Raw genomic sequence first — 22,389 nt, forward strand, 5'->3', positions numbered from 1 at the left:
AATGGAGTGGGTCAGGCCTGCGCGCGGCTGGTGGTGCCCGCGTCGGCATCGATGCGGCTCAGCGCCAGTGCGGCGCGCTGCAGCGCGGGCAGCAGCGCCTTCGCCTTCGCGGCATCGAGCCGCATGACCGGCGCCTGCACCGCGATGCACAGGTTCGAGGGGCCGTCGTCGCCCGAAGGCACCAGCGCGGCAATGCAGAGCAGGCCGGGCAGGAACTCTTCGTTGTCGATGGCGTAGCCGTCCTTGCGCACGCGCTGCACTTCCTTTTCGAGCGCCTCGGGGTCGGTGAGCGTGCGGGGCGTGTAGGGCTCCAGCGGCGCGTTGGAGAGCAGGCGGCGGCGCTGCGCTGCGCTCATCTGCGCGAGAAAGATCTTGCCGCTGGCCGAGCAGTGCACCGGCACGCGCGAGCCGGAGTGCAGGTAGAAGCGCAGCGGCGCGGCGGTCTCCACGCGGTCGAGGTACACCACCTCGCTGCCCGAGAGCGCGGTGAGGTTGCAGCTCTCGCCGATTTCTTCCACCAGTTGACGCAGCACCGTATGGCGTGCACCGTGGAGGCTGTCGTTGAGCAGCAGGTTCTCGGCCAGCCGCCGCAGCCGCGTGCCGATGCCGTAGTGGCGGCCGTCGCCCTCGCGCTGCAGCAGGCCCGCGCCTTCGAGCTGCTGGAGCATGCGGTGCAGGGTGGGCTTGGGCATGCCGGTCTCTTCCACCAGGCCCTGCAGCGAGTAGCGCTGGTCCTTGGCGGCCATGGTTTCGAGCAGCCCGAACAGGCGCATGGTGGGCGTGTCGCCCGGCGCCGGCTCCAGGGTTTCGGGCGTGGGCCCCTTGACGATCTTCATGGGCCGGATCATAGTCTTTTTACAAAAAACAAGACAAGACGTACCGGTTTTTGTAAATTGTTTGACGCCAAGGACTTGCCGTCCTATATTCCGCCGGAGAGAAATCGGAACAACCCGTTCCGGCTTTTGAAACCCGCCGACCGCCCCATTCCCTTCAGGAGACGCCTTCCATGAGCCAGAAGCAACCCGCCGCACCCACCCGCGAAGCCGTCGCCGGCGTGCAGAAGATGACGCCCTCCGAGGCCTTCGTCGAAACCATGGTCGCCAACGGCGTGACCGACATCTTCGGCATCATGGGCTCGGCCTTCATGGACGCGATGGACATCTTCGCGCCCGCCGGCATCCGCCTGATTCCGGTGGTGCACGAGCAGGGCGGCGCCCACATGGCCGACGGCTATGCGCGCGTTTCGGGCCGCCACGGCGTGGTGATCGGCCAGAACGGCCCCGGCATCAGCAACTGCGTGACGGCCATCGCGGCCGCCTACTGGGCGCACAGCCCGGTCGTGATGATCACGCCCGAGACCGGCACCATGGGCATGGGCCTGGGCGGCTTCCAGGAAGCCAACCAGCTGCCGATGTTCCAGGAGTTCACCAAGTACCAGGGCCACGTCAACAATCCCAAGCGCATGGCCGAGTACACCGCGCGCTGCTTCGACCGCGCCATCTCCGAGATGGGCCCGACGCAGCTCAACATTCCGCGCGACTACTTCTACGGCGAGATCACCACCGAGATCCCGAAGCCCATGCGCGTGGAGCGCGGCGCGGGCGGCGAGAACAGCCTGAATGCGGCCGTCGAGCTGCTGGCCTCGGCCAAGTTTCCGGTCATCCTCTCGGGCGGCGGCGTGGTGATGGGCGATGCGGTCGAAGAGTGCAAGGCGCTGGCCGAGCGCCTGGGCGCGCCCGTGGCCAACGGGTATCTCCGCAACGACTCGTTCCCCGCGAGCCATCCGCTTGCCGCCGGCCCGCTCGGCTACCAGGGCTCCAAGGCCGCGATGAAGCTGATCGCGCAGGCCGACGTGGTGCTGGCGCTCGGCTCGCGCATGGGGCCCTTCGGCACCTTGCCGCAGCACGGCATGGACTACTGGCCGAAGGACGCGAAGATCATCCAGGTGGAAGCCGACCACACCAACCTCGGCCTCGTGAAGAAGATCACCGTCGGCATCCACGGCGACGCCAAGGCCACTGCCCGGGAACTGCTCAAGCGCCTGCAGGGCAAGACCCTGGCCTGCGACGCCACCAAGGCCCAGCGCGCCGACAAGATCAAGGCCGAAAAGGCCGCATGGGAAAAAGAACTCGACGAGTGGACCCACGAGCGCGACCAATTCAGCCTCGACGCCATCGAAGAGGCCAAGGGCGAGAAGACGCCCACCGGCGGCACCTACCTGCACCCGCGCCAGGTGCTGCGCGAGCTCGAGAAGGCCATGCCGCCGCGCGTGATGGTCTCCACCGACATCGGCAACATCAATGCCATTGCCAACAGCTACCTGCGCTTCGAGGAGCCGAGGAGCTTCTTCGCGCCGATGAGCTTCGGCAACTGCGGCTACTCGCTGCCGACCATGATCGGCGCCAAGTGCGCGGCGCCCGACCGCCCGGCCGTGGCCTATGCCGGCGATGGCGCCTGGGGCATGAGCATGGTCGAGATCATGACCGCCGTGCGGCACGATATCCCGGTGACGGCCGTGGTCTTCCACAACCGCCAGTGGGGCGCCGAGAAGAAGAACCAGGTCGACTTCTACAACCGCCGCTTCGTCGCGGGCGAGCTCGAGAGCGAGAGCTTCGCGGGCATTGCCAAGGCCATGGGTGCCGAGGGCATCGTGGTCGACAGGCTCGAGGACGTGGGCCCGGCACTGAAGAAGGCCATCGACATGCAGATGAACCAGAAGAAGACCTGCGTGATCGAGATCATGTGCACCCGCGAGCTCGGCGATCCGTTCCGCCGCGATGCGCTGTCCAAGCCGGTGCGCTTCCTCGACAAGTACAAGGACTACGTCTGACCGATTCGCTGTTCACCCTCAACGCCGGGTCGTCGTCGATCAAGGTGGCACTGTTCGCCGCGCCGGGCGAGGGCGGCGCGCTGCCTGCCGCCCGCTGGTCGGGCCAGGCCGACGGACTGGGCGCGGGGCTGAAGGCGCGGCTGCGCGTGCGCGACGGCGAAGGCCGCACGCTGCACGACGCGGCGCTGGAAGGCGACAGCCGCTCGCACCAGGGTGCGCTGGCCGCGCTGCTCGAATGGCATGTACAACAAGGCGACGGCGGCCGCATCGCGGCGGTCGGCCATCGCATCGTGCATGGCGGCGTGAACTTCGTGGCGCCGGTGCGCATCGACGATGCGGTGCTGGCCGAACTGGCCGCGCTCGAGCCGCTTGCGCCGCTGCACCAGCCGCACAACCTCGCGGGCGTGCGCGCCGCCATGAAGGCTTTCGATGGCGTGCCGCAGGTGGCGTGCTTCGACACCGCCTTTCATGCCAGCCAGCCCGATGTGAACCGCCGCTTCGCGCTGCCGCGTGCGCTGCACGATGCAGGCGTGCGGCGCTACGGCTTCCACGGCCTGTCCTACGAATCGATCGTGACGCAGTTCGCGCAACTGGCGCCGCAGCTGGCACGGCAGCGCGTGATCGTCGCGCACCTGGGCAACGGCGCATCGATGTGCGGCATGGCCGAGGGCCGGTCGGTGGCCACGACGATGAGCTTCTCGCCGCTCGACGGCCTCACCATGGGCACGCGCTGCGGGCACCTCGATGCGGCCGTGGTGCTGTATTTGATGCGCTCGCAGGGCATGTCGGCGGACGATGTCGAGAAGCTGCTGTTCCGCGAATCGGGCCTGCTGGGGCTGTCGGGAATTTCCAGCGACATGCGCGAGCTGGAGGCTTCGGCCGTGCCCGCCGCCGCCGAAGCCATCGCGCATTTCATCGAGCAGGTGGTGCAGCACATGGGCATGCTGGCTGCGGCGCTGCGCGGCGTGGATGCCATCGTGTTCACTGGCGGCATCGGCGAGAACGCCGCCGCGCTGCGCGAGCGCATCCTTCTGCAGTGCAGCTGGCTCGGCTTGCGCGTCGACGTGGAAGCGAACCGCGCGGGCAGGGCGCAACTCACCACGCCCGAGAGCCCCGTCAGCGCCTGGGTGCTGCGCACCGACGAAGAGGCCGTGATCGCGCGCCACACCGCGCGGCTGCTGCGGCTCAGCCAGGCTGGATAGCCGCCGCCTTGATGACGTGCGCCCAGCGCGCGATCTCGTCAGCCAGGAACGCCGCAAAGCGGTCCGGCCCGCGCGCATCGATCACGAAGCCCTGCTGGCGCATGCGTTCGTCGAGGCCGGGCTGCGCGAGGATCTTCACCACCTCCGCGCCCAGCTTCTGCACCGCGGCATCGGGCATGCCGGCCGGCGCCATCATGCCGGTCCAGTTCTCGACCTGCAGCGCGGGCATGCCGGCTTCGGCGGTGGTCGGCACCTCGGGCAGCAAGGGGTAGCGGGTCTTGCTTGCAATGGCGAGCGCGCGCAGCTTGCCGCCCTTCACATGCGCGATCGACTCCGGAATGTTCGAGAACACCACGTCGAGCTGGCCGCCGATGAGGTCGGTGATGCACGGCGCGCCGCCCTTGTAGGGCACGTGCTGGATGTTGGACTTGTTGAGATCGTTGAAGAGCGCGAGCGTCAGGTGGGGCGGCGTGCCGTTGCCGCTGGAGCCGGCGTTGAGCTTGCGCTCCTTCGCCGCCGCGACCAGGCCCTTCATGTCCTGGATGGGGCTGGCCACGGGCACCACGATCAGCATCGGGCTGCCGGCCAGCAGCGCCACCGGCCGCAGGTCCTTCTGGAAGCTGAACGGCGACTTCGGAAACAGCGTGACGTTGGCCGCATGCGTCAGCGTGACCGCGAGCAGCGTGTTGCCGTCGGGCGGCGCCTTGGCCACCAGGTCGGCGCCGATCTGCCCGTTGCCGCCGGGCCGATTGTCCACCAGCACGTTGACCTTCCAGCGCTCGCCCAGCTGCTGGCCGATCTGCCGCGCCATCACGTCCGTCAGGCCGCCCGGCGGAAAGGGCACCACGTAGCGCAGCGTGGCGTCCGGCTTGGGGTAGTCGCCGCCCTGCGCGCGTGCCAGCATCGGCATGAGCGCGCCCAGCGATCCCGCCGCAGCCAGGGCGGTGGTCCCCTGCATCCATTCGCGTCGTTTCATCGTGTTGTCTCCTGTTGTTGTGTGGGTCGTGGCGCCTAGCTTCGCCACTGCGCGAGCAGCGCCTCGGGCACCTCGATGCCCTCTGCCTCGGCGCGCAGCCGAAGTTCCTTGCGCCGAGTGCCGGGCAGGCGCACGCCGTCGTCGCGCAGCATCTCGCCCACCAGCACCTCGACGCGGTCGAGGTAGCCCGCAGAGCCCGCGAGCGCGCCGGGGTCGATGACGATGAAGGCCTGGCCGATGCGCGGCCGGTTGCCGGCATCCTCGAAGAAGCTCGATGCCTCGAAGCCGAACTGCGCACCGATCAGCGCCGTCACCAGCAGCTCGACCACCAGCGCCAGCATCGCGCCCTTGGGGCTGGTGGCCGCGCCGATGGGCAGCATCGAGCCTTCGAGCGCAGCCTGCGCATCGGTGGTCGGCTGGCCGTGGCGGTCGACGGCCCAGCCGATCGGTATGGCCTTGCCCTGCTTCGCGGCCACCATGACCTTGCCGCGCGCCACTTCCGAAAGGCTCAGATCGATGGCGAGCGGCAGCGCACCGCGGCGCGGAAAAATCGCCGCCACCGGGTTGGTGCCGAAGATGGGGTGGCGCCCGCCGGCCGCCGGCATCGCGGCCGGCGAGTTGGCAAAGCCGAGCCCGACCATGCCGGCCTCGGCCACCGGCCGCAAATGGTCGACCACCACGCCGCAGTGGTGGCTGTCCGTGACGCCCGCAATCGCAATGCCGAAGTCGCGCGCGCGGCCGATAGCCTCGGCAACAGCCATTTCGCAGGCGGCGAAGGCCAGGCCCTCCTGCGCATCGACCAGTACGACCGCGCCTTTCTGGCGGCGCAGCGCCGGCATGGCATTGCCATTCACCCGGCCGTTGCGCAGGTGCGTGGCGTACTGGGCCACGCGGGAGAGGCCGTGCGAGCCCAGGCCCTGCGCCTCGGCCAGCACCAATGCGCGTGCGGCGGCGGCCGCCATCGCCTCGTTCGCGCCAGCCGCGCGCAAGGCCGCGGCCACCGCGTTTCGCGCTTCCTCAAGACTCAGCATCGTCATGGTTCCAGCGCCTCCAGCACCTTCTGTGCAATGAGGCTGCTCACGCGCTCGTTCGACTCGGCCGTCACGCCCGCGATGTGCGGTGTCAGCAGCAGGTTGGGGCAGCCCTCGAAATGCGGGCTGGCCGCGAGCGGCTCGGCCTCGAACACATCGAGCGCCGCGCCGCCGAGCCGGCCTTCGCGCAGCGCAAGCGCCACGGCGGCTTCGTCGACGATGCCGCCGCGCGATGTGTTGACGAGCACCGCGCCGCCCTTCATGGCCGCGATGCGCGGCGCATGGAACAGGTTGCGCGTGCCGTCCACCAGCGGCAGGTGCAGGCTCACCACGTCGGCCTGCGCCACCAGCGCATCGAGGCCCAGTGGCTGCGTGCCCGTTGCGGCGAAGGCCGGGTGGCTGCCGTCCATCATGGCGTCGAAAGCCACCGTGCGCATGCCGAGCGCCTGCGCAAGCCGCGCCGTCAGCTGCCCGATGGCGCCGAAGCCGACCAGCCCGAGCGTCTTGCCCGCCAGCTCGCGCCCGTTCGACAGCGCATTGCGCGGCCAGCGCCCCGCCGCCACCGCGGCGGTGGAGCCGTAGGCGCCGCGCAGCAGCAGCATGGCGCTCGCGATCACGTACTCGGCCACGCTCAGTGCATTGGCGCCCGTGGCCGGAATCACCCGGATGCCGCGTGCTTCGCAGCCCGCCACGTCGATGTTGTCCAGGCCCACGCCCAGCCGGCCCACCACCGTGCACTGCGTGAGTGCATCCAGCAGTTCGCCGCGCACCTGCGTGCGGTTGCGCACGATGAGCGCGTGGGCCCACTTCGCTTCCTTGTAGAGCCGGGCGCCGTCGTCCACCAGCGCCACGTCGTAGAGAACGTCGTGCCGCTCGCGCAACTGCGCAACCGCGGCGGCGTCCATGAACTCCGCAATCACTATCCGCTTCATGATGCCTGCCATCGCGCGGGCGCCGTCAGGCCGACTCGTACAGCCGCGTCAGCACGAACTCGCGGTGGCCCAGCGCTTCGGCCGCGGTGAGCCGGCCGTTGGCGGTGCGCAGCATGCATTCGAGCAGCTGGTCGCCGGCCTGGTCGAGCGTCATCTCGCGCTGCAGCAGGCCCGAGGTGTCGACGTCGACGTGCTCGCTCATGAGCCGCACGGTGCGCGGATTGGCGCAGATCTTGATGACCGGCAGGATCGGGTTGCCGATCACGTTGCCCTGGCCCGTGGGGAAGAAGTGCACCGCGTAGCCCGATGCGGCGCACAGCGTGACCATCTCGGCCGCCGCGCTGGACGAGTCCATGAACCACAGGCCCGGGCCGGTGGGCACCTCGGCCTTGTCGAGCACGCCGTCCACCATGCACTTCTTGCCGATCTTCTGGATGTTGCCGAGCGCCTTTTCCTCGATGGTCGTCAGGCCGCCCGCGATGTTGCCCTTGGTGGGTTGCGAGTCCGACAGGTCGCTGGTCTTGTGGCGGTTGATCATGTCCTGGTAGCGGTTGAACATGAACATGAAGCGCTCCTTCACGTCGGGCGTGCGGCAGCGGTCGGCCACGATGCGCTCGCCGCCGGTGATCTCGGAGGTCTCGCCGAACACCAGCGTGTTGCCGGTCTCGTAGAGCTTGTCGAAGGCGTTGCCCACGGTGGGGTTGGAGCCGCAGCCCGAGGTGGTGTCGCTCTCGCCGCACTTGGTGGACACCCACAGCTCGTGGATGCCGCAGGGCTCGCGCTGCTTCTCGCTGGCCGCTTGCACGAACTCGCGCGCCACCTTGCTCGCGCGCAGGATGGTGTCGTGGTCGCCGTGGCCCTCGATGCCGAAGCCGGCCACCGGCTTGCCCGTGGCGGCGATGCCGTCGACCACCTTCTGCGTCCAGCTGTCCTCGATGCCGATGACGACGACCGCCGCCACGTTCGGGTTGCAGCCCGCGCCGATCAGCGTGCGGAAATGCAGCTCCAGGTCGGCGCCGAACTGCAGCCGGCCATAGGGATGCGGAATGGCCAGCGCGCCCTTGATGTTGTGGGCCACCGCTTCGGCGGCCGCGTTGGAGAGGTCGTCCAGCGGCAGGATGATGACGTGGTTGCGCACGCCGACGCGGCCGTTTTCGCGGCGGTAGCCGAGGAAGGTGGTGTCTTTGGAAATGATGGACATGCGGTGCTTTCTGATTCGTGGGGGAATGGAAGTGGGCGAAGCGGGGCGGTGTCTTACCAGCGCTTGGTCTTGATGTTCTGCACGTGCGCGTGCTCGCCGGCCTTGATCGGCGCGACCACCTTGCCCATGTCGATGCCGTACTTCCACACCGTGTCGCCGGGCGCCATGTCCTTGAGCGCGACCTTGTGGCCGATCGGGATGTCCTGGCGCGCATCGACGCTGGTCATGCGGTCCTCGTCCATGATCCAGCCGCTGAGCGACATGCCGGCCTTGACGCCTTCCACCACCACGACCGCGACCGTGTCCTTCGCGTCGTGCAGAACGAAATGAATCATCGTTGTCTCCTGTTGTGACTCGCTGAGAATTTGCAGCCGGGCCAGTGTCCGAGTGCGCGTCTCCGCGTGTCAAACAGGTCATATGAATGACTTGGATGAATCGCGATGCGGCCGCCACAATGCGCCATGCCCCGCTCGACAGACATCTCCGCGTTCGAACCGATTCCCGCCGAGTCGGCGGGTGCGCCGCTCTACCGGCTCGTCAAGCGCTCGCTGCTGCGCGCCATCGAATCGGGGCGCTGCGCGGCCGGCAGCGTGCTGCCGAGCGAGAGCGAGCTGGCGGCGGCGCTGGGCGTGTCGATCGGCACGCTGCGCCACGCGACCGACGACCTGGTGGCCGAGCACATCCTCGTGCGGCGGCAGGGGCGCGGCACCTTCGTTGCAGTGCACAACGACGACCGCTTCATGTTCCAGTTCTTCCACGTGGAGCGCAGCGACGGCCTCAGGCAGGCGCCGCAGGTGGAGTTCGTTGCCTTCGAGCGCGTGCGCATGGACGAGGAGCCGGCGCAGGCGCTGGGCCTGCGAACCGGCGAGCCCGCCATCCAGATCGACAACCGGCTGCTGCTGCAGGGCAGGGCGGTGATCCACGACCGGCTCACGCTGCCGGCGCTGCTCTTCAAGGGCCTGACCGAGAAGCGCTTTCGCGAGCGGCCGAGCACCATCTACCACCTCTACCAGACCGAGTTCGGCATCACCGTGACGCTGGCGCGCGAGCGCGCACGCGCGATGGCGGCCGACCGCAGCGTGGTGCGCATCCTGGGCGTGGCGCCGGGCGCGCCGGTGATGGAGGTGCGGCGCACCGCGCTCACCTTCGGCGACAAGCCGGTGGAGTACCGCGTGTCGACCATCAACACGGCGCAGTACGAGTACGTGCACCTGCTGTCGCGGCCGGCTTGATCGGCTTCGTGCGGCCTATCGCGCGGCCGGCGTGCGCGGCACGGTCGCCCCGCAATGCCGCAGGAAGTCGGCCGTCGCGCGGCCCAGCAGCTTGTCCCGGTGCATCACCGTGGCCAGCCGCCGCATGCCGGCCGGCAGCCGCGTGCGCAGCTCGATCAGGTGGCCGTCTTCCAGCGCCTGCGCCACCGTGTAGCGCGAGAGGCAGGCCAGCCCGGTGCCCGAGGCCACCACGCGCTTGATGGCCTCGGTGCTGCCAAGCTCGAAGCCCACGCGCACCTGTTCCAGGTTCTGGATCAGCCATGCATCGGTGACCTGCCGCGTGCCCGATCCGTGCTCGCGCAGCACCCAGGTGGCCTGCGAGAGCTGGTGGTGGGTGGCAATGCGCTTGGCGAGCGGATGGCCCGGTGCGGCGACGATCACCAGCTCGTCTTCGCGCCAAGCGCGCACCACCAGGTCGGGGTGCGTCTGCGGCCCCTCGATGAAGCCGACGTCCACGTCGAACCCAGCCACCGCCTCGATCACGTCGCGCGTGTTGGCAATGTGCAGGTGAACCTGGCTCTGCGGATGGAGCGCCGTCCATTGCGACACGCGCTCGGGCAGCAGGTATTCGCCGATGGTGAAGCTGGCTGCCACGCGCAGCGGCGCCGCATGCTCGCCGCTGAACAGTGCCTCCACCTCGCCGGCCTGGTCGAGCAGGGCCTGGGCCTTGGGCAGCAGCGCGCGGCCGTTCTCGTTGAGCACCAGGCGGCGGCCGAGCCGGTCGAACAGCAGGGCGCCCACGGAAGACTCCAGGTCGGCCAGCGCGCTGCTCGCGGCCGACTGCGAGCGCGCGACGCGGTCGGCCGCGGCGCGCGTGCTGCCGCCCCGGGCCGTGGCCACGAACACTTCGAGCTGGCGCAGGTTGAGCCGAAGCCGCTGCGCGGTCTGCTGCTGATCTGTTTTTCCGGTCATCGTGAGCGATATTCTCCGCTTTTTCGTTTGATCGATGCTCTCTAACATCGGCGCAGCCCCGCACAAAAAAACGAAGGACCGCCAGTGTTCAGTTTCCTGTCCCGAGAGCCCGTCCACGATCCGCTCGCCGCCCCCACGCCCACGGCGGACACCGAGGTCAAGACCACCACCTGCTACATGTGCGCCTGCCGCTGCGGCATCCGCGTGCACCTGCGCGAAGGCGAGCATGGCCCGGAGGTGCGCTACATCGACGGCAACCCCGAGCATCCGCTGAACAAGGGCGTGATCTGCGCCAAGGGCTCCTCGGGCATCATGAAGCAGGTGTCGCCCGCGCGCCTCACGCAGCCGCTGCTGCGCAAGGCCGGCAGTGAGCGCGGGGCCGGGGAGTTCGAGCCCATCAGCTGGGAGCGCGCCTTCGACATGCTGGCCGAGCGGCTCGGCAAGATCCGCGCGACCGATCCGAAGAAGTTCGCGCTCTTCACGGGCCGCGACCAGATGCAGGCACTCACGGGCCTGTTCGCACGCCAGTTCGGCACACCCAACTATGCGGCGCACGGCGGCTTCTGCTCGGTCAACATGGCCGCGGGAATGATCTACACCATCGGCGGCAGCTTCTGGGAATTCGGCGGGCCCGACCTCGACCGCGCCAAGCTGTTCGTGATGATCGGCACGGCCGAGGACCATCACAGCAACCCGATGAAGATCGCCATCAGCAAGTTCAAGCGCGCGGGCGGACGCTTCATCTCGATCAATCCGGTGCGCACGGGCTACTCGGCCATTGCGGACGAATGGATTCCGATCAAGCCCGGCACCGACGGCGCATTGTTCATGGCGCTGCTGCATGAGCTGATCGCGAACGACCTGATCGACCACGCTTTCTTGAAGCGCTTCACCAATGCGCCGCAGCTCGTGGTGCTGGACGACTGCGAGCGCCAGGGCCTGTTCGCCTTCGACCCGGACCCCACGCGCGGGCCGCCCGGCGACGGCCGCCATCCGCACAACAAGCTGGTGTGGGACAGATCGAGCGGCAGCGTGAAGAACGCCTACCCCGAAGGCATTGCCGACGGCTGCGATCCCGCGCTCGAAGGCCACTACACGCTGGCCGACGGCACGCGCGTGGCGCCCTCGTTCCAGCTGCTGCGCGAGCGCGTGGCCAGCTGCACGCCCGAATGGGCCGAGGCCATCACCGGCATCGATGCCGAGCGCATCCGCAAGCTTGCGCGCGAGATGGGCGAGACCGCGCTGCACCAGGCCTTCGAGCTGCCCATTGCGTGGACCGATGCCTGGGGCAAGAAGCACCCGACCACGCAGGCGCGGCCTGTGGCCTTCCACGCGATGCGCGGGCTCGCGGCCCATTCGAACGGCTTCCAGACCGTGCGCGCGCTGGCGGTGCTGATGAGCGTGCTCGGCACCATCGACGCGCCCGGTGGCTTCCGCCACAAGGCGCCGTACCCGCGCCACATCGTGCCCAACTACCGCGCCTTCAACGACCCCGGAATGATCCAGCCCAACACGCCGCTCAATGCCGCGCCGCTGGGCTTTCCGGCCAACCCGGAAGAGCTGGCCATCAACCCCGATGGCTCGCCGATCCGCATCGACCATGCGTTCTCGTGGGAGCACCCGCTGTCGGCGCACGGGCTCATGCACAACGTGATCACCAATGCGGTCAAGGGCGACCCCTACCGCATCGACACGCTGCTGATCTTCATGGCCAACATGGCCTGGAACTCCAGCATGAACACCATGGCCGTGCGCGAGATGCTCAACCGCAAGGACGAGAAGGGCGAGCACATGATCCCCTTCCTGGTGGTGTGCGACGCCTTCCAGAGCGAGACCGTGGCCTTTGCCGACCTGGTGCTGCCCGACACCACCTACCTGGAGCGCCACGACGTGATGAGCATGCTCGACCGGCCGATCTCGGAATTCGACGGCCCGGTCGATTCGGTGCGCATTCCGGTGGTGCCGCCCACCGGCCAGTGCAAGCCTTTCCAGGAAGTGCTGATCGAGCTGGCCTCGCGCCTGAAGTTTCCGGCCTTCACCACGCCAGAAGGCGGGCGCAAGTTCACGGGCTATCCGGACTTTGTCGTCAACTTCCAGCCGCAGCCGGGCATCGGCTTTCTGATGGGCTGGCGCGGCAAGGACGGCACCGAGCACCTGCGCGGCGAGCCCAACCCCAAGCAGTGGGAAGCGTATGCACGGAACAACTGCGTGTTCCAGTACCACATGCCCGAGACCATGCACTACATGCGCAACTGGAACCGCGAGTACCTCGACTTTGCAAAGGACAAGGGCTGGCGCCAGCGCAACGACCCGGTGCAGCTGGCGCTGTACTCCGACACGCTGCAGAGCTTCCGCCTGGCCGCGCAGGGCAAGAGCGCGGGCCGGCAGCCGCCCGATGCGCTGCGGGAGCGCATCGACACCTACTTTGATCCGCTGCCTTTCTGGTACCCGCCGCTCGAGGAGGCCTCGACCGATCTCGACGCCTATCCGCTCAACGCCATCACCCAGCGGCCGATGGCGATGTACCACTCGTGGGATTCGCAGAACGCGTGGCTGCGGCAGATCCACAGCCACAACTACCTGCACGTGAACCCGCTCACCGCGCAGGCCGCGGGCATTGCCGACGGCGGCTGGTGCTGGGTCGAGAGCCAATGGGGCCAGGTGCGCTGCATGCTGCGCTACAGCGAGGCCGTGGAGCCCGGCACCGTGTGGACCTGGAACGCGATCGGCAAGGCCGATGGTGCCTGGCAGCTGGCGCCGGGTGCGGACGAGGCGCGCAAGGGCTTCCTGCTCAACCACCTGATCAGCGAGGAACTGCCTTGCGCAGGCACCGCGAGCGGCCGCATCAGCAATTCGGATCCGGTCACGGGGCAGGCCGGCTGGTACGACGTGCGCGTGCGCATACGGCCCGCGGAACCGGGCGAGCCGGAAGAAAGCTTTCCGCAGATGGCGAGCATGCCGAGCGCACCGGGGGTGCTGGGGAAGGCGGCGAGCGTGCTGACGTACTTTGCGGGGAGGGGGAAGAAATGATGCAGTGGCTCAAGGACCTGATGGCCCCGGATCTGCTCCCTCCCCTTCCGGGGGAGGGAGAAATGCCAGCGTCCGCGCCGAGCCGGGCGAAACCCTCGCCAAGCAACTCGCCCTCGTCATCGACCTCAACGTCTGCGTCGGCTGCCATGCCTGCGTCACTTCGTGCAAGCAGTGGAACACCTCCGGCAGCGCCGGCCCGCTGGCCGACGCGCAGCCCTACGGCGCCAACCCCTCCGGCACTTTCTTCAACCGCGTGCAGACCTACGAGGCCGGCACCTTCCCGGCCACGCAGACGGTGCACTTCCCCAAGAGCTGCCTGCACTGCGAAGACCCGCCCTGCGTGCCCGTGTGCCCCACGGGTGCCAGCTACAAGCGCAAGGAAGACGGCATCGTGCTGGTCGACTACGACAAGTGCATCGGCTGCAAGTACTGCGCATGGGCCTGTCCGTACGGCGCACGCGAGCTCGACGAGGAGCGCCAGGTCATGACCAAGTGCACGCTGTGCGTCGACCGCATCTACGACGAGCACCTGCCCAAGGAAGACCGCAAGCCCGCCTGCGTCAAGGCCTGCCCCACCGGCGCGCGCCTGTTCGGCGACGTGAAGGACCCGGACTCCGAAGTGTCCAGGGCCATCCGCGAACGCGGCGGCTACCAACTGATGCCCGAGTGGGAAACCAGCCCGGCCAACCAGTACCTGCCGCGCCGCGTCACGCAGCAGACCGCGGGGCAGGAGGAATAAGAGCATGCATCCCGCGTTCTCCATTCTTTTCTTCACCACGCTGGCCGGCGCCGCGCAGGGCCTGGTCGTCGCGCTTGCGCTCGCGGTGCTGCTGGGCCTCGCGCTCGCCCCCGGCTTTCTCGCGCTGGCGCTGGGCGTGGCCGAAGTGCTGCTCGTGGCCGGCCTGGCCGCATCGTTCATGCACCTGGGCCGCAAGAGCCGCGCCTGGCGCGCCGTGCTGATGTGGCGCACCTCGTGGATGTCGCGCGAAGTCATCGTGCTGCCGGCCTTCATCGCACTGGTGGCGCTGTGGTGGCTGTCGCTGCGCTTCGGCGCCGGCGCGCCGTGGACGTGGCTGCTGCCGGTGCTGGTGCTGTGCGGCGCGGCCGCGCTCTGGTACTGCACGGCCATGATCTATGCGTGCCTGCGCTTCATCGAGGAATGGGCGCATCCGCTGACTGTCGTCAACTTCACGCTCATCGGTTTGTCGTCGGGGCTGGTGCTGGCCTGTGCGATGGCGGTGCTGTCGGGCGAAGCACATTTCGTGCACCTGTTCGGCCCCTGGGCGCTCGCCGCCACGCTCGCGGCATGGGCCGCACGCGGCGGGGCGCTCAGGCGCAACGCGGCGATCCGCCACAAGTCGACCCTGCAATCGGCCACCGGCATCCGCGCCGAGAAGCTCGTGCAAAAGTCGATGGGCATGTCGGCCGGCTCGTTCAACACGCGCGAGTTCTTTCATGGCGCGACGCTGGCCGCGCTCAGGAACATGAAGCTCGGTTTCCTGCTGCTGGCCTTCGTGCTGCCTTCGCTGTTGCTGCTGTGGGGCGTTGCCAGCGGGGCCGTGTGGCCGTGGCTGCTGGCGGTGCTGGTGCAGGCGCCCGGGCTGCTCGCGGAGCGCTGGTTCTTCTTCGCGCAGGCGAAGCATCCGCAGAACCTGTACTACCAGGTGGTGTCCTGAGGATCGGACCAAGAAGGACTTCGGTCAGGCCTGGACAGGCCCCCCTAAGCGTGCGGCCGTCAGGCGACAGCGCGATGCCGTTGGCGTCATCACCGGCCGCGCCCACGTCATGCCTGGATCGGCGTCAGCAGTTTGTCGGGCGTGATCGGCAGGTCCCGCACGCGGCGTCCGGTGGCGTTGTACACCGCGTTGGCAATGGCGGCGGCCACGCTGGTGATACCGATCTCGCCCACGCCCTTCACGCCCATGCGGTTGACCCGGGTGTCGGTTTCGGGCGCAAAGAGCACCTGCACGTCGCCGATGTCCGCGTTCACGGGCACGTGGTAGTCGGCCAGCGTGCGCGTGACGAAGTGGCCGCTGCGCTCGTCGAGCACCGACTCTTCCATCAGCGCGTTGCCAATGCCCCAGACGATGCCGCCGATGATCTGCGACGCCGCGGTCTTGGGGTTGAGGATGCGCCCGGCCGCAATCACCGCCATGTAGCGCGGCACGCGCACCAGCCCCAGGTCTTCGTCGACCCACACTTCGGCAAAGTTGGCACCGAAAGCGTAGTGCGACCAGGCGGCGATGTCTGCGCCCGGCGTGGCCGTGTTGCTGGCGCGCCATTCGTTCAGCTGGGCCGCCTGCAGCAGCTCCGCCACGCTGGGTTCGCGCACGAAGCGCAGGTTGACCTTCTCGCGCAACTGCCGCTTGGCCGCTTCGCAGACCGCGAGCGCCGCGGTGCAGAAGGTGTTGGCGCCCCAGGAGCCGCCCGAGCCGGGTGTGGGAGGCAGGGCCGAATCGCCGAGCCGCACCTGCACCTTGTCGAGCGGCAGGCCCAGCGTTTCGGCCGCGGTCTGCGCAATGACGGTGTAGCTGCCGGTGCCGAGATCGGTCGCGCACATCTCGACCACCGCGCGCACGTCACGGCCGCTGCGCGTAAGCAAAAGATTGGCCGAAGCGCCGCGATGCGGTGCGCCGCGCGATGCTGCGCTCATGCCGTAGCCCACGAGCCAGTGGCCCTGCCGGCGGCTGCGCGGCATGGCGCTGCGGTTGCTCCAGCCGAATTTCTCGGCGCCGATGCGCAGGCATTCGACGAGCGATCGGCTGCCGAAGGGCTTGCCCGTGTCGAGGTCGGTGCGGGCATCGTTCCTCACGCGCAGTTCCACCGGGTCGATCTTCAGCTGCTCGGCAAGCTCGTCCATCGCCGATTCGAGCGCAAAGCTGCCGGGCGCCTCGCCCGGTGCGCGGGTCCACTTCGGCGTCTGCACGTTGAGCCTGAAGGCGCGGTGGGTGACCTGCGAGTTGGGCACCTCGTACATCATTCGCGAGATGACGCCGGTCTGCTCGACGAACTCCTCGTGCACCGAGGTGTGGGTGACGGTGTCGTGGCCCAGCCCCGTGAGCCGGCCGCTCGCATCCGCGCCCAACCGCATGTGCTGGCGGTTGTGCTGGCGGAGGCCCACCACCATGAACATCTGCTGCCGCGTGAGCACATGCTTGACCGGCCGCTTCACGAGGCGCGCGGCCAGCACCGTGAGCATCGCGTTGTCGCGCGTGAGGATCTTGCTGCCGAAGCCGCCGCCCACGAAGGGGCACACCACGCGCACGTTCTCGCGCGGAATGTCGAAGGTGGCGGCAATCGCGGGCGCGGCATCGCTCACCATCTGCAGCGAGTGGTGCACCGTGACCTTGTTGTCGCCCTCCCATGCGGCCACCGTGGCGTGCATCTCCATCGGGTGGTGGTGCTCGATGGGCGTGTTGTAGACCGCATCGACGGTGCCCGCCGCTGCGCGCAGGCCCTGGTCGAGGTCGCCGCGCCGCGTGTCGGTCTTGTAGCCGGCGTTGATGGCCGCCGGCGCATAGGCGTTGCGGACGTTGGCGTCGAAGCCGATGCGGGGCTGCGCCGCGTCGTAGCTCACCTTCACCAGCGTGGCCGCATGGCGTGCCTGCTCCAGCGTTTCGGCCACCACGAAGCCGATGAGCTGGCCGTGGTGGTGAATGGCCGTGTCCTGCAGCAGCGGCGTGGCGCGCGTGAAGCGGTTCTGCGGCGTCTCGGGCGCGGGCGGCGCCATTTTGGGCACGTTCTTGTGCGTGAGCACCAGCAGCACGCCGGGCAATTGCTCCGCCGCCGCGGTGTCGATGTCGCGCACGCGCCCGGCCGCCACGGTGCTGCCCAGCGCAACGCCGTACACCAGCCCCGGGTACGAGAACTCGGCCGCATAGCGCGCCTGGCCGGTCACCTTGAGGCGGCCGTCCACGCGGTCGACGGGCTGGCCGATGAGGGGAGTCGCTTGCCTGTTCATGCCGTGCTCCTGCTCGTGGTTTCCAGCGCGCGCACGATGCTTCGCTTGGCCAGTTCGATCTTGAAGCGGTTGTGCTCGAAGCCCGTGGCGCCGGCCAGCGCGGCATCCGCCGCCTGGCGGAACAACGCCAGGCTGGGCTCGGTGCCCTGCAGCAGCGCCTCGGCCTCGCGCGCGCGCCAGGGCATGTGCGCCACGCCGCCCAGGCAGATGCGCGCCTGCCGGATGCGGCTGCCCTCCATGTCGAGCGCGGCCGCCACCGACACCAGTGCAAAGGCATAGCTGGCACGGTCGCGCACCTTCAGGTAATGCGAGCGCTGCGCGAAGCGGGCGCTTTCGGCCGGCAGGTCGATGGCGGTGATCAGCTCGCCGGGCGCAAGGTTGGCATCGAGTTCGGGCGTCTCGCCCGGCAGGCGGTGGAACTGCGCAATCGGAATCGTCCTGCGGCCTGAGGGCCCCTGCAGCTGCACCACCGCATCGAGCGCGTGCAGCGCCTGCGCCATGTCGCCCGGGTAGCTCGCGATGCACTTCGCGCTGGTGCCCAGCACCGCGTGGTTGCGATTGAAGCCCTGCAGCGCGCTGCAGCCCGTGCCCGGCTCGCGCTTGTTGCAGGGCTGGGTCACGTCGTAGAAGTAGGGGCAGCGCGTGCGCTGGCGCAGGTTGCCGCCGTTGGTAGCCGCATTGCGCAGCTGGCCCGAGGCGCCCGCAAGAATGGCCTGCGCCACCAGCGGATAGCGCGTGCGCAGCACGGGGTGGCTGGCCGTGTCGCTGTTGCGCGCCAGCGCGCCCAGCCGGAGCCCGCCACCGGGCTGCGCCTCGATGGCCGCGAGCGGCAGGCGGTTGATGTCCACCAGCTGGTCGGGCGCTTCCACGCCTTCCTTCATCAGGTCGACGATGTTGGTGCCACCGGCCAGGAACCGGGCGCCCGGCTGCGTGGCCGCCCGGACGGCCGTGTCCACGTCGGTGGCGCGGGTGAATGCGAAGGGCTTCATGCGCGGCTCCTTCGGCCGTTGCCCGCACGCGGCATCAGGCTCACTTCGCGCACCGCGGCCACGATGCCCGGGTAGGCGCCGCAGCGGCAGATGTTGCCCGACATGCGCTCGCGGATCTCGGCGTCGCTCAGCTGCGCCACCGGCCCGGTGCGCCGCACATCGGCCGTGACATGGCTCGGCGCGCCTTGCTCCGCCTCGCGCAGCATGCCCACGGCCGAGCAGATCTGCCCCGAGGTGCAATAGCCGCACTGGAACCCGTCGTGCTTGATGAAGGCGGCCTGCATCGGATGCAGCTCGCTGCCGCGCGCCAGCCCCTCGATGGTGGTGACTTCCGCCCCGTCGTGCGAGAGCGCGAGCGCCAGGCAGGAGTTGATGCGCCGGCCATTGACGAGCACCGTGCACGCGCCGCATTGGCCGTGGTCGCAGCCTTTCTTCGTACCCGGCAGCGCCATCTGCTCGCGCAGCAGGTCGAGCAGGGTCGTGCGCGGATCGACTTGCAGCGCATGCGGCTTGCCGTTGACGCGCAGGGCCAGGGCCATGGAAGACGAAGAGGGCGGCGCTGGATCGGCATTCGCCTGCGCGGCCGTTGCGACGGACGCTGCCATGGGCGCGGACGCCAGGATGCCGGCGATGCCGGTCGTCCCGCTTTCCGCAAGGAAGGCGCGGCGGGTCAGCTGGCCGGCGGGTGAGGGGAGAAGAGGGTTGCTGTTGTCGTTATCGTCGTCAGGCAAATCATCGGCCTGCCGTTCATCGGAAAGGAGGGATGTCATCGTGTGTGGCACCTGGGGATGGATCGATCGATGAAGGAGCCTCGTCGTGCGGGGCGTGGCCCATGCGCTGTCGAGGGGCGTCGATTCCCCAGCTTAGCTATCGATAGCTTGTTGCAGGCATCGGTTTTTTTAATACCTGCTGCGGGAGGCGAGTCAATCCCCTCCGCATCCCCCGCGCTCCAGCACCGGCAGCAATTGCGGCCCGAGCGACTTCAGCAGCTGCGTCGGCAGTGCGCTCGTGAACCGGTAGCGCGCGGCGTACGGCTCGTTCACGTAGGCCATGATGGTGCCGAAGTAGCGGTCGCCGATGGTGAACACGAAGGTGGCCGAGCGGCTGATCTTGCGCTCCGGGCCCGCGCCAGCGCCGCGGCCGTTGTGGCCGTAGCGGTGGTCGCCGGTGCCGGTCTTGCCGCCGATCTCTATCGCCCGGCCGTTCGCGTCCACCAGGGCATCCTTCAGGCGCCGCGCCGTGCCGTCCTGCACCACCTGCACCAGCGCGCGGCGCAGCGTTGCGGCCACTTCGGCGGGCAGCACGCGCTCGGCGCCCGCGCCTTGCGCCTCGAGCCGCGTCTCGTAGGGCGTGTCGCGCGCAAAGTGCAGTGCGCCGACGCGCTGCACCGGCCGCCGTACGCCGTCGCTGGCGATGATGCCCATCAGTTCCGCCAATGCGGCCGGCCGGTCGCCCGAGGCGCCAATGGCGCTCGCATAGGACGGCGTCAGCGATTCGAAGGGGTAGCCCAGGCGCTGCCACGAGCGATGGATTTCCGCGAACGCATCGAGCTCGACTAGCTCGCGCAAGCGCTTGTCCTGTGCGCTCTTGTGCCGCGTCTTGAAGAGCCAGGCGTAGACCTCCTGGCGTTCGCTCGCGCTCGCGTCGAGCACCTCGGTCAGGGTTGCGCCGGGGTGGCGCCGCAGGTATCCCACCAGCCAGAGTTCGAGCGGATGCACGCGCGCGACGTAGCCGCGGTCCGCGAGCGACAGGCCCGAGTAGGTGGTGTGCAGCGCCCGCAGTGCGCGCGGCGAGCCGGCGCCCTTGCCCAGCCGCTGCGTGAGCAGCTCGTCGAGCCGTTCTTCGCTGGCCCCGGGCTCGATCGTGAACAGCGCGCTTGCCAGGCGCGGCGCCGATGGCTTCAGGCTGCGCAGCAGCAGTGCCTCGGCGCCCGCGGCCGACTGGCGCTGGTACTTGCGATAGAAGCGGATCAGGTAGGCCGAGCCTTCGCGGTCGGCAAAGCGCTCGAGCATCTCGCGCCGGCGCGGGTCGGCCGGGTCCTTCAGCAGGCTCTCGGCATCCGATGCGCCGCCGAACATGCGGTGGCGCACCACGTCGCGCATCAGGCGGATGAACACCAGGTTGACCGAATGCTTGAAGCCTTCGCGCACCGTCATCGATTCGCTGTTGCGCGAGCGCTCGAAATTCTCGAACTGGTGCAGGCCGCCACCCGTGAAGAACGATTCGCCGGGGTTCGCCGAATACTTGCGCTCCATGGCCGCCTCGAGCATCGGCGTGAGGCGGCGATCCTTGGCGCGCAACAGGTACTGCCGCGCCCACGCGCCGAGCGGATCGCGCGGGTTGTTCGGCAGCGCCGTCAGCTGGGCGGCGCCCAGGTCCGCCCAGCGGGCATGCAGCTCGGCCACGATCTCGAGGTAACTCACCAGCGTGCGCAGCTTGGCGGTGGAACCCAGGTCCAGCCGCGCGCCCTGGTTCACGTCGAAAGGCTGGTTGATGTTGTCGGCCTGCACGCGCAGCAGGTTGGCCTGCGCGCCGCGCTCGAACAGCGTGAAGCTGTAGATCAGCGGGGCCGGGTCCGCGCCCGGGTCGAGCATGTGGGCGCCGAACAAGCCCGCGGCCTTGGCGGCGGCGGGCGTGCGCAGGCCGGTCAGCACCTGCGCCGCCAGCGCCTGCGCTTCGCCGTCCAGGCTGGTCTCAGCCTCCAGGTCGAGCCGTTCCAGGTCGTAGGCGCGCGGCACGTCGAGCAGCGTGGAGATGTGGGTGCGCAGCGCGATGGTGGCCTTGCGCTGCACGAAGTCCGTGCGCGGCCTGGTCGGCAGTTCGGGCCGCAGATTCAGCGGCAGCGGCAGCGCCGCATCGCGCAGCGTGGGCGCGATCAGGCCCGCATCGCCCATCAGCCGCAGGTAGCTGTCGGTCAGCCGCGCCAGGCCGGTGCCGTCGCCGAGCAGGTGCTGCGAAGGGCGGCGCTGCGCGATCATCAGCGACAGCGCCTGCTTGAAGGCCTCGGCCTGGCGCTGGAGCGCCTCGGGCGTGGGCGTGGTCGCCCCTTCCGCGTTGTCGGCGAGCAGGCGGTTGACCTCGCGGAAGTCGCGCCCGTACCAGGCCCACAGGCCATCGCCCATGCCGTGCACTTCGCCGATGCCGGGGCGCGCGGCCAGCGGCACGGTGTCGAGGTAGTCGACGACGATCTGGCGGCGGCGTGCCAGCGTGTCGTCGCCGTCCTGGTAGGCGCGCACCGAGGCCGAGGCCATCTGGCGCAGCTTCTCGCGGACCGACCCGGTGCGCCCCTGCGGCGAATGGCGGTACTTTTCGATCTGCGTGGCCAGCGTGCTGCCGCCGGTCGCGGTCGCGCCCGGGCTGAACACCCGCAGCCCCTGCTCGACCGCGGCCTTGGCAAAGCGCTCCGGATCGAGCGCGGGATTGCGCTGCGCCGGCTCCGCGTCGAGCAGATGGCGGTCCTCGACGAACAGCAGGGCGCTCACCAGCAGCGGCGGCACGTCTTCGAAGCGCTCGTAGGCGCGCTGGGGCACGCGCGTGTGCAGCAGCGCCGTGTTGCGGCAGTCGCGCACCGTCAGGCCGGCCTGGTTCTTCTCGCGGTAGGGCGTGAAAAGCCCGCGCTCTTGCAGTTCGACCAGCCGCGGCGACATGCGCGCCTGGCGCGTGATGGCAAAGCCCCGCGGCTGCAGGCGTTCGATGAAGTCGGGAAGATCGTGGTAGCCGAGCCGCGCGTCGTACGGCCCGCTATGAGGAAAGCGGATGGCGTCGCTGGCGCCGTCAACGACGCTGAAGCCCGCGCCGCTGGCAAAGTCGCGCCACAGGGCCGATTGCCATCGGGAGGTCTTCAGCTCGTCGACCACCGCAAAAGTGGCAAGCGCGCCTACCACGGCGAGTCCAGTGCCGATCCAGAAGACCTTCTTGAACCTTGTCATGCTGCCTCGCACAGTCTGAACCGGGGGTCCGTCCAGCGCGATGATGCGCTTTCCGCGGCCACTTGGCTCGCGTGCGCGGCAATCTTGCGTGCCGGAAAACTACCTATGGCGAGTCAGCGCCGCGT

17 protein-coding genes are annotated in these 22,389 nt (G+C 69.1%); 6 read left to right on the forward strand and 11 right to left on the reverse strand.

Translation table 11 applies throughout. The annotated features are described in order from the left end of the window. Positions 1-11: 11 nt before the first annotated feature. Positions 12-848 carry an IclR family transcriptional regulator gene (locus tag VPA02S_RS24180; RefSeq protein WP_018905418.1) on the reverse strand — a complete coding sequence of 279 codons (837 nt, stop codon included), beginning with the start codon at positions 846-848 and terminating at the stop codon, positions 12-14. A 158-nt stretch (positions 849-1,006) separates the two neighbouring features. Between VPA02S_RS24180 and xsc the strand changes: the two genes are divergently transcribed. Together xsc and VPA02S_RS24190 are read left to right on the forward strand one after the other, a co-directional pair. Further along, positions 1,007-2,830, forward strand: a complete 1,824-nt coding sequence (xsc, locus tag VPA02S_RS24185) for a sulfoacetaldehyde acetyltransferase (protein WP_018905419.1) — start codon at positions 1,007-1,009, stop codon at positions 2,828-2,830. Continuing rightward, the gene (locus VPA02S_RS24190) at positions 2,827-4,032 is read left to right on the forward strand and encodes an acetate/propionate family kinase (protein ID WP_081247632.1); all 1,206 of its coding nucleotides are present in this window, start codon (positions 2,827-2,829) and stop codon (positions 4,030-4,032) included. The genes xsc and VPA02S_RS24190 overlap by 4 nt, the downstream gene beginning before the upstream one ends. Here VPA02S_RS24190 and VPA02S_RS24195 read toward each other — a convergent pair. The 5 genes from VPA02S_RS24195 to VPA02S_RS24215 are packed head-to-tail and all read right to left on the reverse strand — an operon-like array spanning position 4,016 to position 8,507. Next, complete coding sequence (locus tag VPA02S_RS24195) at positions 4,016-5,008, reverse strand: Bug family tripartite tricarboxylate transporter substrate binding protein (protein WP_062366079.1); 993 nt, start codon at positions 5,006-5,008, stop codon at positions 4,016-4,018. The two genes, VPA02S_RS24190 and VPA02S_RS24195, sit on opposite strands and share 17 nt — an antisense overlap. Positions 5,009-5,043: 35 nt before the next feature. Then, positions 5,044-6,045 (reverse strand): Ldh family oxidoreductase, encoded by a 1,002-nt coding sequence (locus VPA02S_RS24200; protein ID WP_062366081.1) that lies wholly within the window; start codon positions 6,043-6,045, stop codon positions 5,044-5,046. Continuing rightward, positions 6,042-6,971 (reverse strand): hydroxyacid dehydrogenase, encoded by a 930-nt coding sequence (locus VPA02S_RS24205; RefSeq protein ID WP_244883735.1) that lies wholly within the window; start codon positions 6,969-6,971, stop codon positions 6,042-6,044. The genes VPA02S_RS24200 and VPA02S_RS24205 overlap by 4 nt, the downstream gene beginning before the upstream one ends. 25 nt (positions 6,972-6,996) lie before the next feature. After that, complete coding sequence (locus VPA02S_RS24210; RefSeq protein ID WP_062366084.1) at positions 6,997-8,172, reverse strand: UxaA family hydrolase; 1,176 nt, start codon at positions 8,170-8,172, stop codon at positions 6,997-6,999. 53 nt (positions 8,173-8,225) lie between these two features. Continuing rightward, positions 8,226-8,507 carry a UxaA family hydrolase gene (locus VPA02S_RS24215; protein WP_015866594.1) on the reverse strand — a complete coding sequence of 94 codons (282 nt, stop codon included), beginning with the start codon at positions 8,505-8,507 and terminating at the stop codon, positions 8,226-8,228. A gap of 126 nt (positions 8,508-8,633) precedes the next feature. Between VPA02S_RS24215 and VPA02S_RS24220 the strand changes: the two genes are divergently transcribed. Further along, complete coding sequence (locus tag VPA02S_RS24220) at positions 8,634-9,404, forward strand: GntR family transcriptional regulator (RefSeq protein ID WP_021008462.1); 771 nt, start codon at positions 8,634-8,636, stop codon at positions 9,402-9,404. A gap of 15 nt (positions 9,405-9,419) precedes the next feature. Here the strand turns inward: VPA02S_RS24220 and VPA02S_RS24225 are convergent, their stop codons facing one another. Continuing rightward, positions 9,420-10,355, reverse strand: coding sequence for a LysR family transcriptional regulator (locus VPA02S_RS24225; protein WP_062366086.1), 936 nt, complete (start codon positions 10,353-10,355; stop codon positions 9,420-9,422). A gap of 84 nt (positions 10,356-10,439) precedes the next feature. Here VPA02S_RS24225 and VPA02S_RS24230 point away from each other — a divergent pair, with 84 nt between their 5' ends. The 3 genes from VPA02S_RS24230 to VPA02S_RS24240 are packed head-to-tail and all read left to right on the forward strand — an operon-like array spanning position 10,440 to position 15,061. Further along, complete coding sequence (locus VPA02S_RS24230; RefSeq protein WP_062366087.1) at positions 10,440-13,385, forward strand: molybdopterin oxidoreductase family protein; 2,946 nt, start codon at positions 10,440-10,442, stop codon at positions 13,383-13,385. Positions 13,386-13,389: 4 nt separating this feature from the next. After that, on the forward strand, positions 13,390-14,124 hold the full coding sequence (locus tag VPA02S_RS24235; protein WP_218002187.1) for a 4Fe-4S dicluster domain-containing protein: 735 nt from the start codon (positions 13,390-13,392) through the stop codon (positions 14,122-14,124). Positions 14,125-14,128: 4 nt separating this feature from the next. Continuing rightward, the gene (locus tag VPA02S_RS24240; RefSeq protein WP_018905428.1) at positions 14,129-15,061 is read left to right on the forward strand and encodes a dimethyl sulfoxide reductase anchor subunit family protein; all 933 of its coding nucleotides are present in this window, start codon (positions 14,129-14,131) and stop codon (positions 15,059-15,061) included. 107 nt (positions 15,062-15,168) lie between these two features. Here the strand turns inward: VPA02S_RS24240 and VPA02S_RS24245 are convergent, their stop codons facing one another. The 4 genes from VPA02S_RS24245 to VPA02S_RS24260 all read right to left on the reverse strand — a co-directional run bounded on the left by VPA02S_RS24245 (position 15,169) and on the right by VPA02S_RS24260 (position 22,264). Continuing rightward, positions 15,169-17,346, reverse strand: a complete 2,178-nt coding sequence (locus tag VPA02S_RS24245) for a xanthine dehydrogenase family protein molybdopterin-binding subunit (RefSeq protein ID WP_062366089.1) — start codon at positions 17,344-17,346, stop codon at positions 15,169-15,171. Further along, complete coding sequence (locus VPA02S_RS24250; protein ID WP_018905429.1) at positions 17,343-18,335, reverse strand: FAD binding domain-containing protein; 993 nt, start codon at positions 18,333-18,335, stop codon at positions 17,343-17,345. The genes VPA02S_RS24245 and VPA02S_RS24250 overlap by 4 nt, the downstream gene beginning before the upstream one ends. Continuing rightward, positions 18,332-19,105 carry a 2Fe-2S iron-sulfur cluster-binding protein gene (locus tag VPA02S_RS24255; protein WP_062366090.1) on the reverse strand — a complete coding sequence of 258 codons (774 nt, stop codon included), beginning with the start codon at positions 19,103-19,105 and terminating at the stop codon, positions 18,332-18,334. Before VPA02S_RS24255 ends, VPA02S_RS24250 begins: the two co-directional genes overlap by 4 nt. A gap of 153 nt (positions 19,106-19,258) precedes the next feature. Next, positions 19,259-22,264: a transglycosylase domain-containing protein gene (locus VPA02S_RS24260; protein WP_062366092.1), complete on the reverse strand. Its 3,006-nt coding sequence runs from the start codon at positions 22,262-22,264 to the stop codon at positions 19,259-19,261. Between the last annotated feature and the right edge of the window lie 125 nt (positions 22,265-22,389).

It is taken from the genome of Variovorax paradoxus NBRC 15149 (genome assembly GCF_001591365.1).
Lineage (GTDB): Bacteria > Pseudomonadota > Gammaproteobacteria > Burkholderiales > Burkholderiaceae_C > Variovorax > Variovorax paradoxus.

Bases quoted from the DNA above. Each gene is read 5' to 3' on its own strand.
- VPA02S_RS24250 (WP_018905429.1), bottom strand. From the start codon at position 18,335: ATGAAGCCCTTCGCATTCACCCGCGCCACCGACGTGGACACGGCCGTC.
- VPA02S_RS24260 (WP_062366092.1), bottom strand. From the start codon at position 22,264: ATGACAAGGTTCAAGAAGGTCTTCTGGATCGGCACTGGACTCGCCGTG.
- xsc (WP_018905419.1), top strand. From the start codon at position 1,007: ATGAGCCAGAAGCAACCCGCCGCACCCACCCGCGAAGCCGTCGCCGGC.
- VPA02S_RS24200 (WP_062366081.1), bottom strand. From the start codon at position 6,045: ATGACGATGCTGAGTCTTGAGGAAGCGCGAAACGCGGTGGCCGCGGCC.
- VPA02S_RS24240 (WP_018905428.1), top strand. From the start codon at position 14,129: ATGCATCCCGCGTTCTCCATTCTTTTCTTCACCACGCTGGCCGGCGCC.
- VPA02S_RS24220 (WP_021008462.1), top strand. From the start codon at position 8,634: ATGCCCCGCTCGACAGACATCTCCGCGTTCGAACCGATTCCCGCCGAG.
- VPA02S_RS24210 (WP_062366084.1), bottom strand. From the start codon at position 8,172: ATGTCCATCATTTCCAAAGACACCACCTTCCTCGGCTACCGCCGCGAA.
- VPA02S_RS24225 (WP_062366086.1), bottom strand. From the start codon at position 10,355: ATGACCGGAAAAACAGATCAGCAGCAGACCGCGCAGCGGCTTCGGCTC.
- VPA02S_RS24180 (WP_018905418.1), bottom strand. From the start codon at position 848: ATGATCCGGCCCATGAAGATCGTCAAGGGGCCCACGCCCGAAACCCTG.
- VPA02S_RS24205 (WP_244883735.1), bottom strand. From the start codon at position 6,971: ATGAAGCGGATAGTGATTGCGGAGTTCATGGACGCCGCCGCGGTTGCG.
- VPA02S_RS24245 (WP_062366089.1), bottom strand. From the start codon at position 17,346: ATGAACAGGCAAGCGACTCCCCTCATCGGCCAGCCCGTCGACCGCGTG.
- VPA02S_RS24195 (WP_062366079.1), bottom strand. From the start codon at position 5,008: ATGAAACGACGCGAATGGATGCAGGGGACCACCGCCCTGGCTGCGGCG.
- VPA02S_RS24255 (WP_062366090.1), bottom strand. From the start codon at position 19,105: ATGACATCCCTCCTTTCCGATGAACGGCAGGCCGATGATTTGCCTGAC.
- VPA02S_RS24215 (WP_015866594.1), bottom strand. From the start codon at position 8,507: ATGATTCATTTCGTTCTGCACGACGCGAAGGACACGGTCGCGGTCGTG.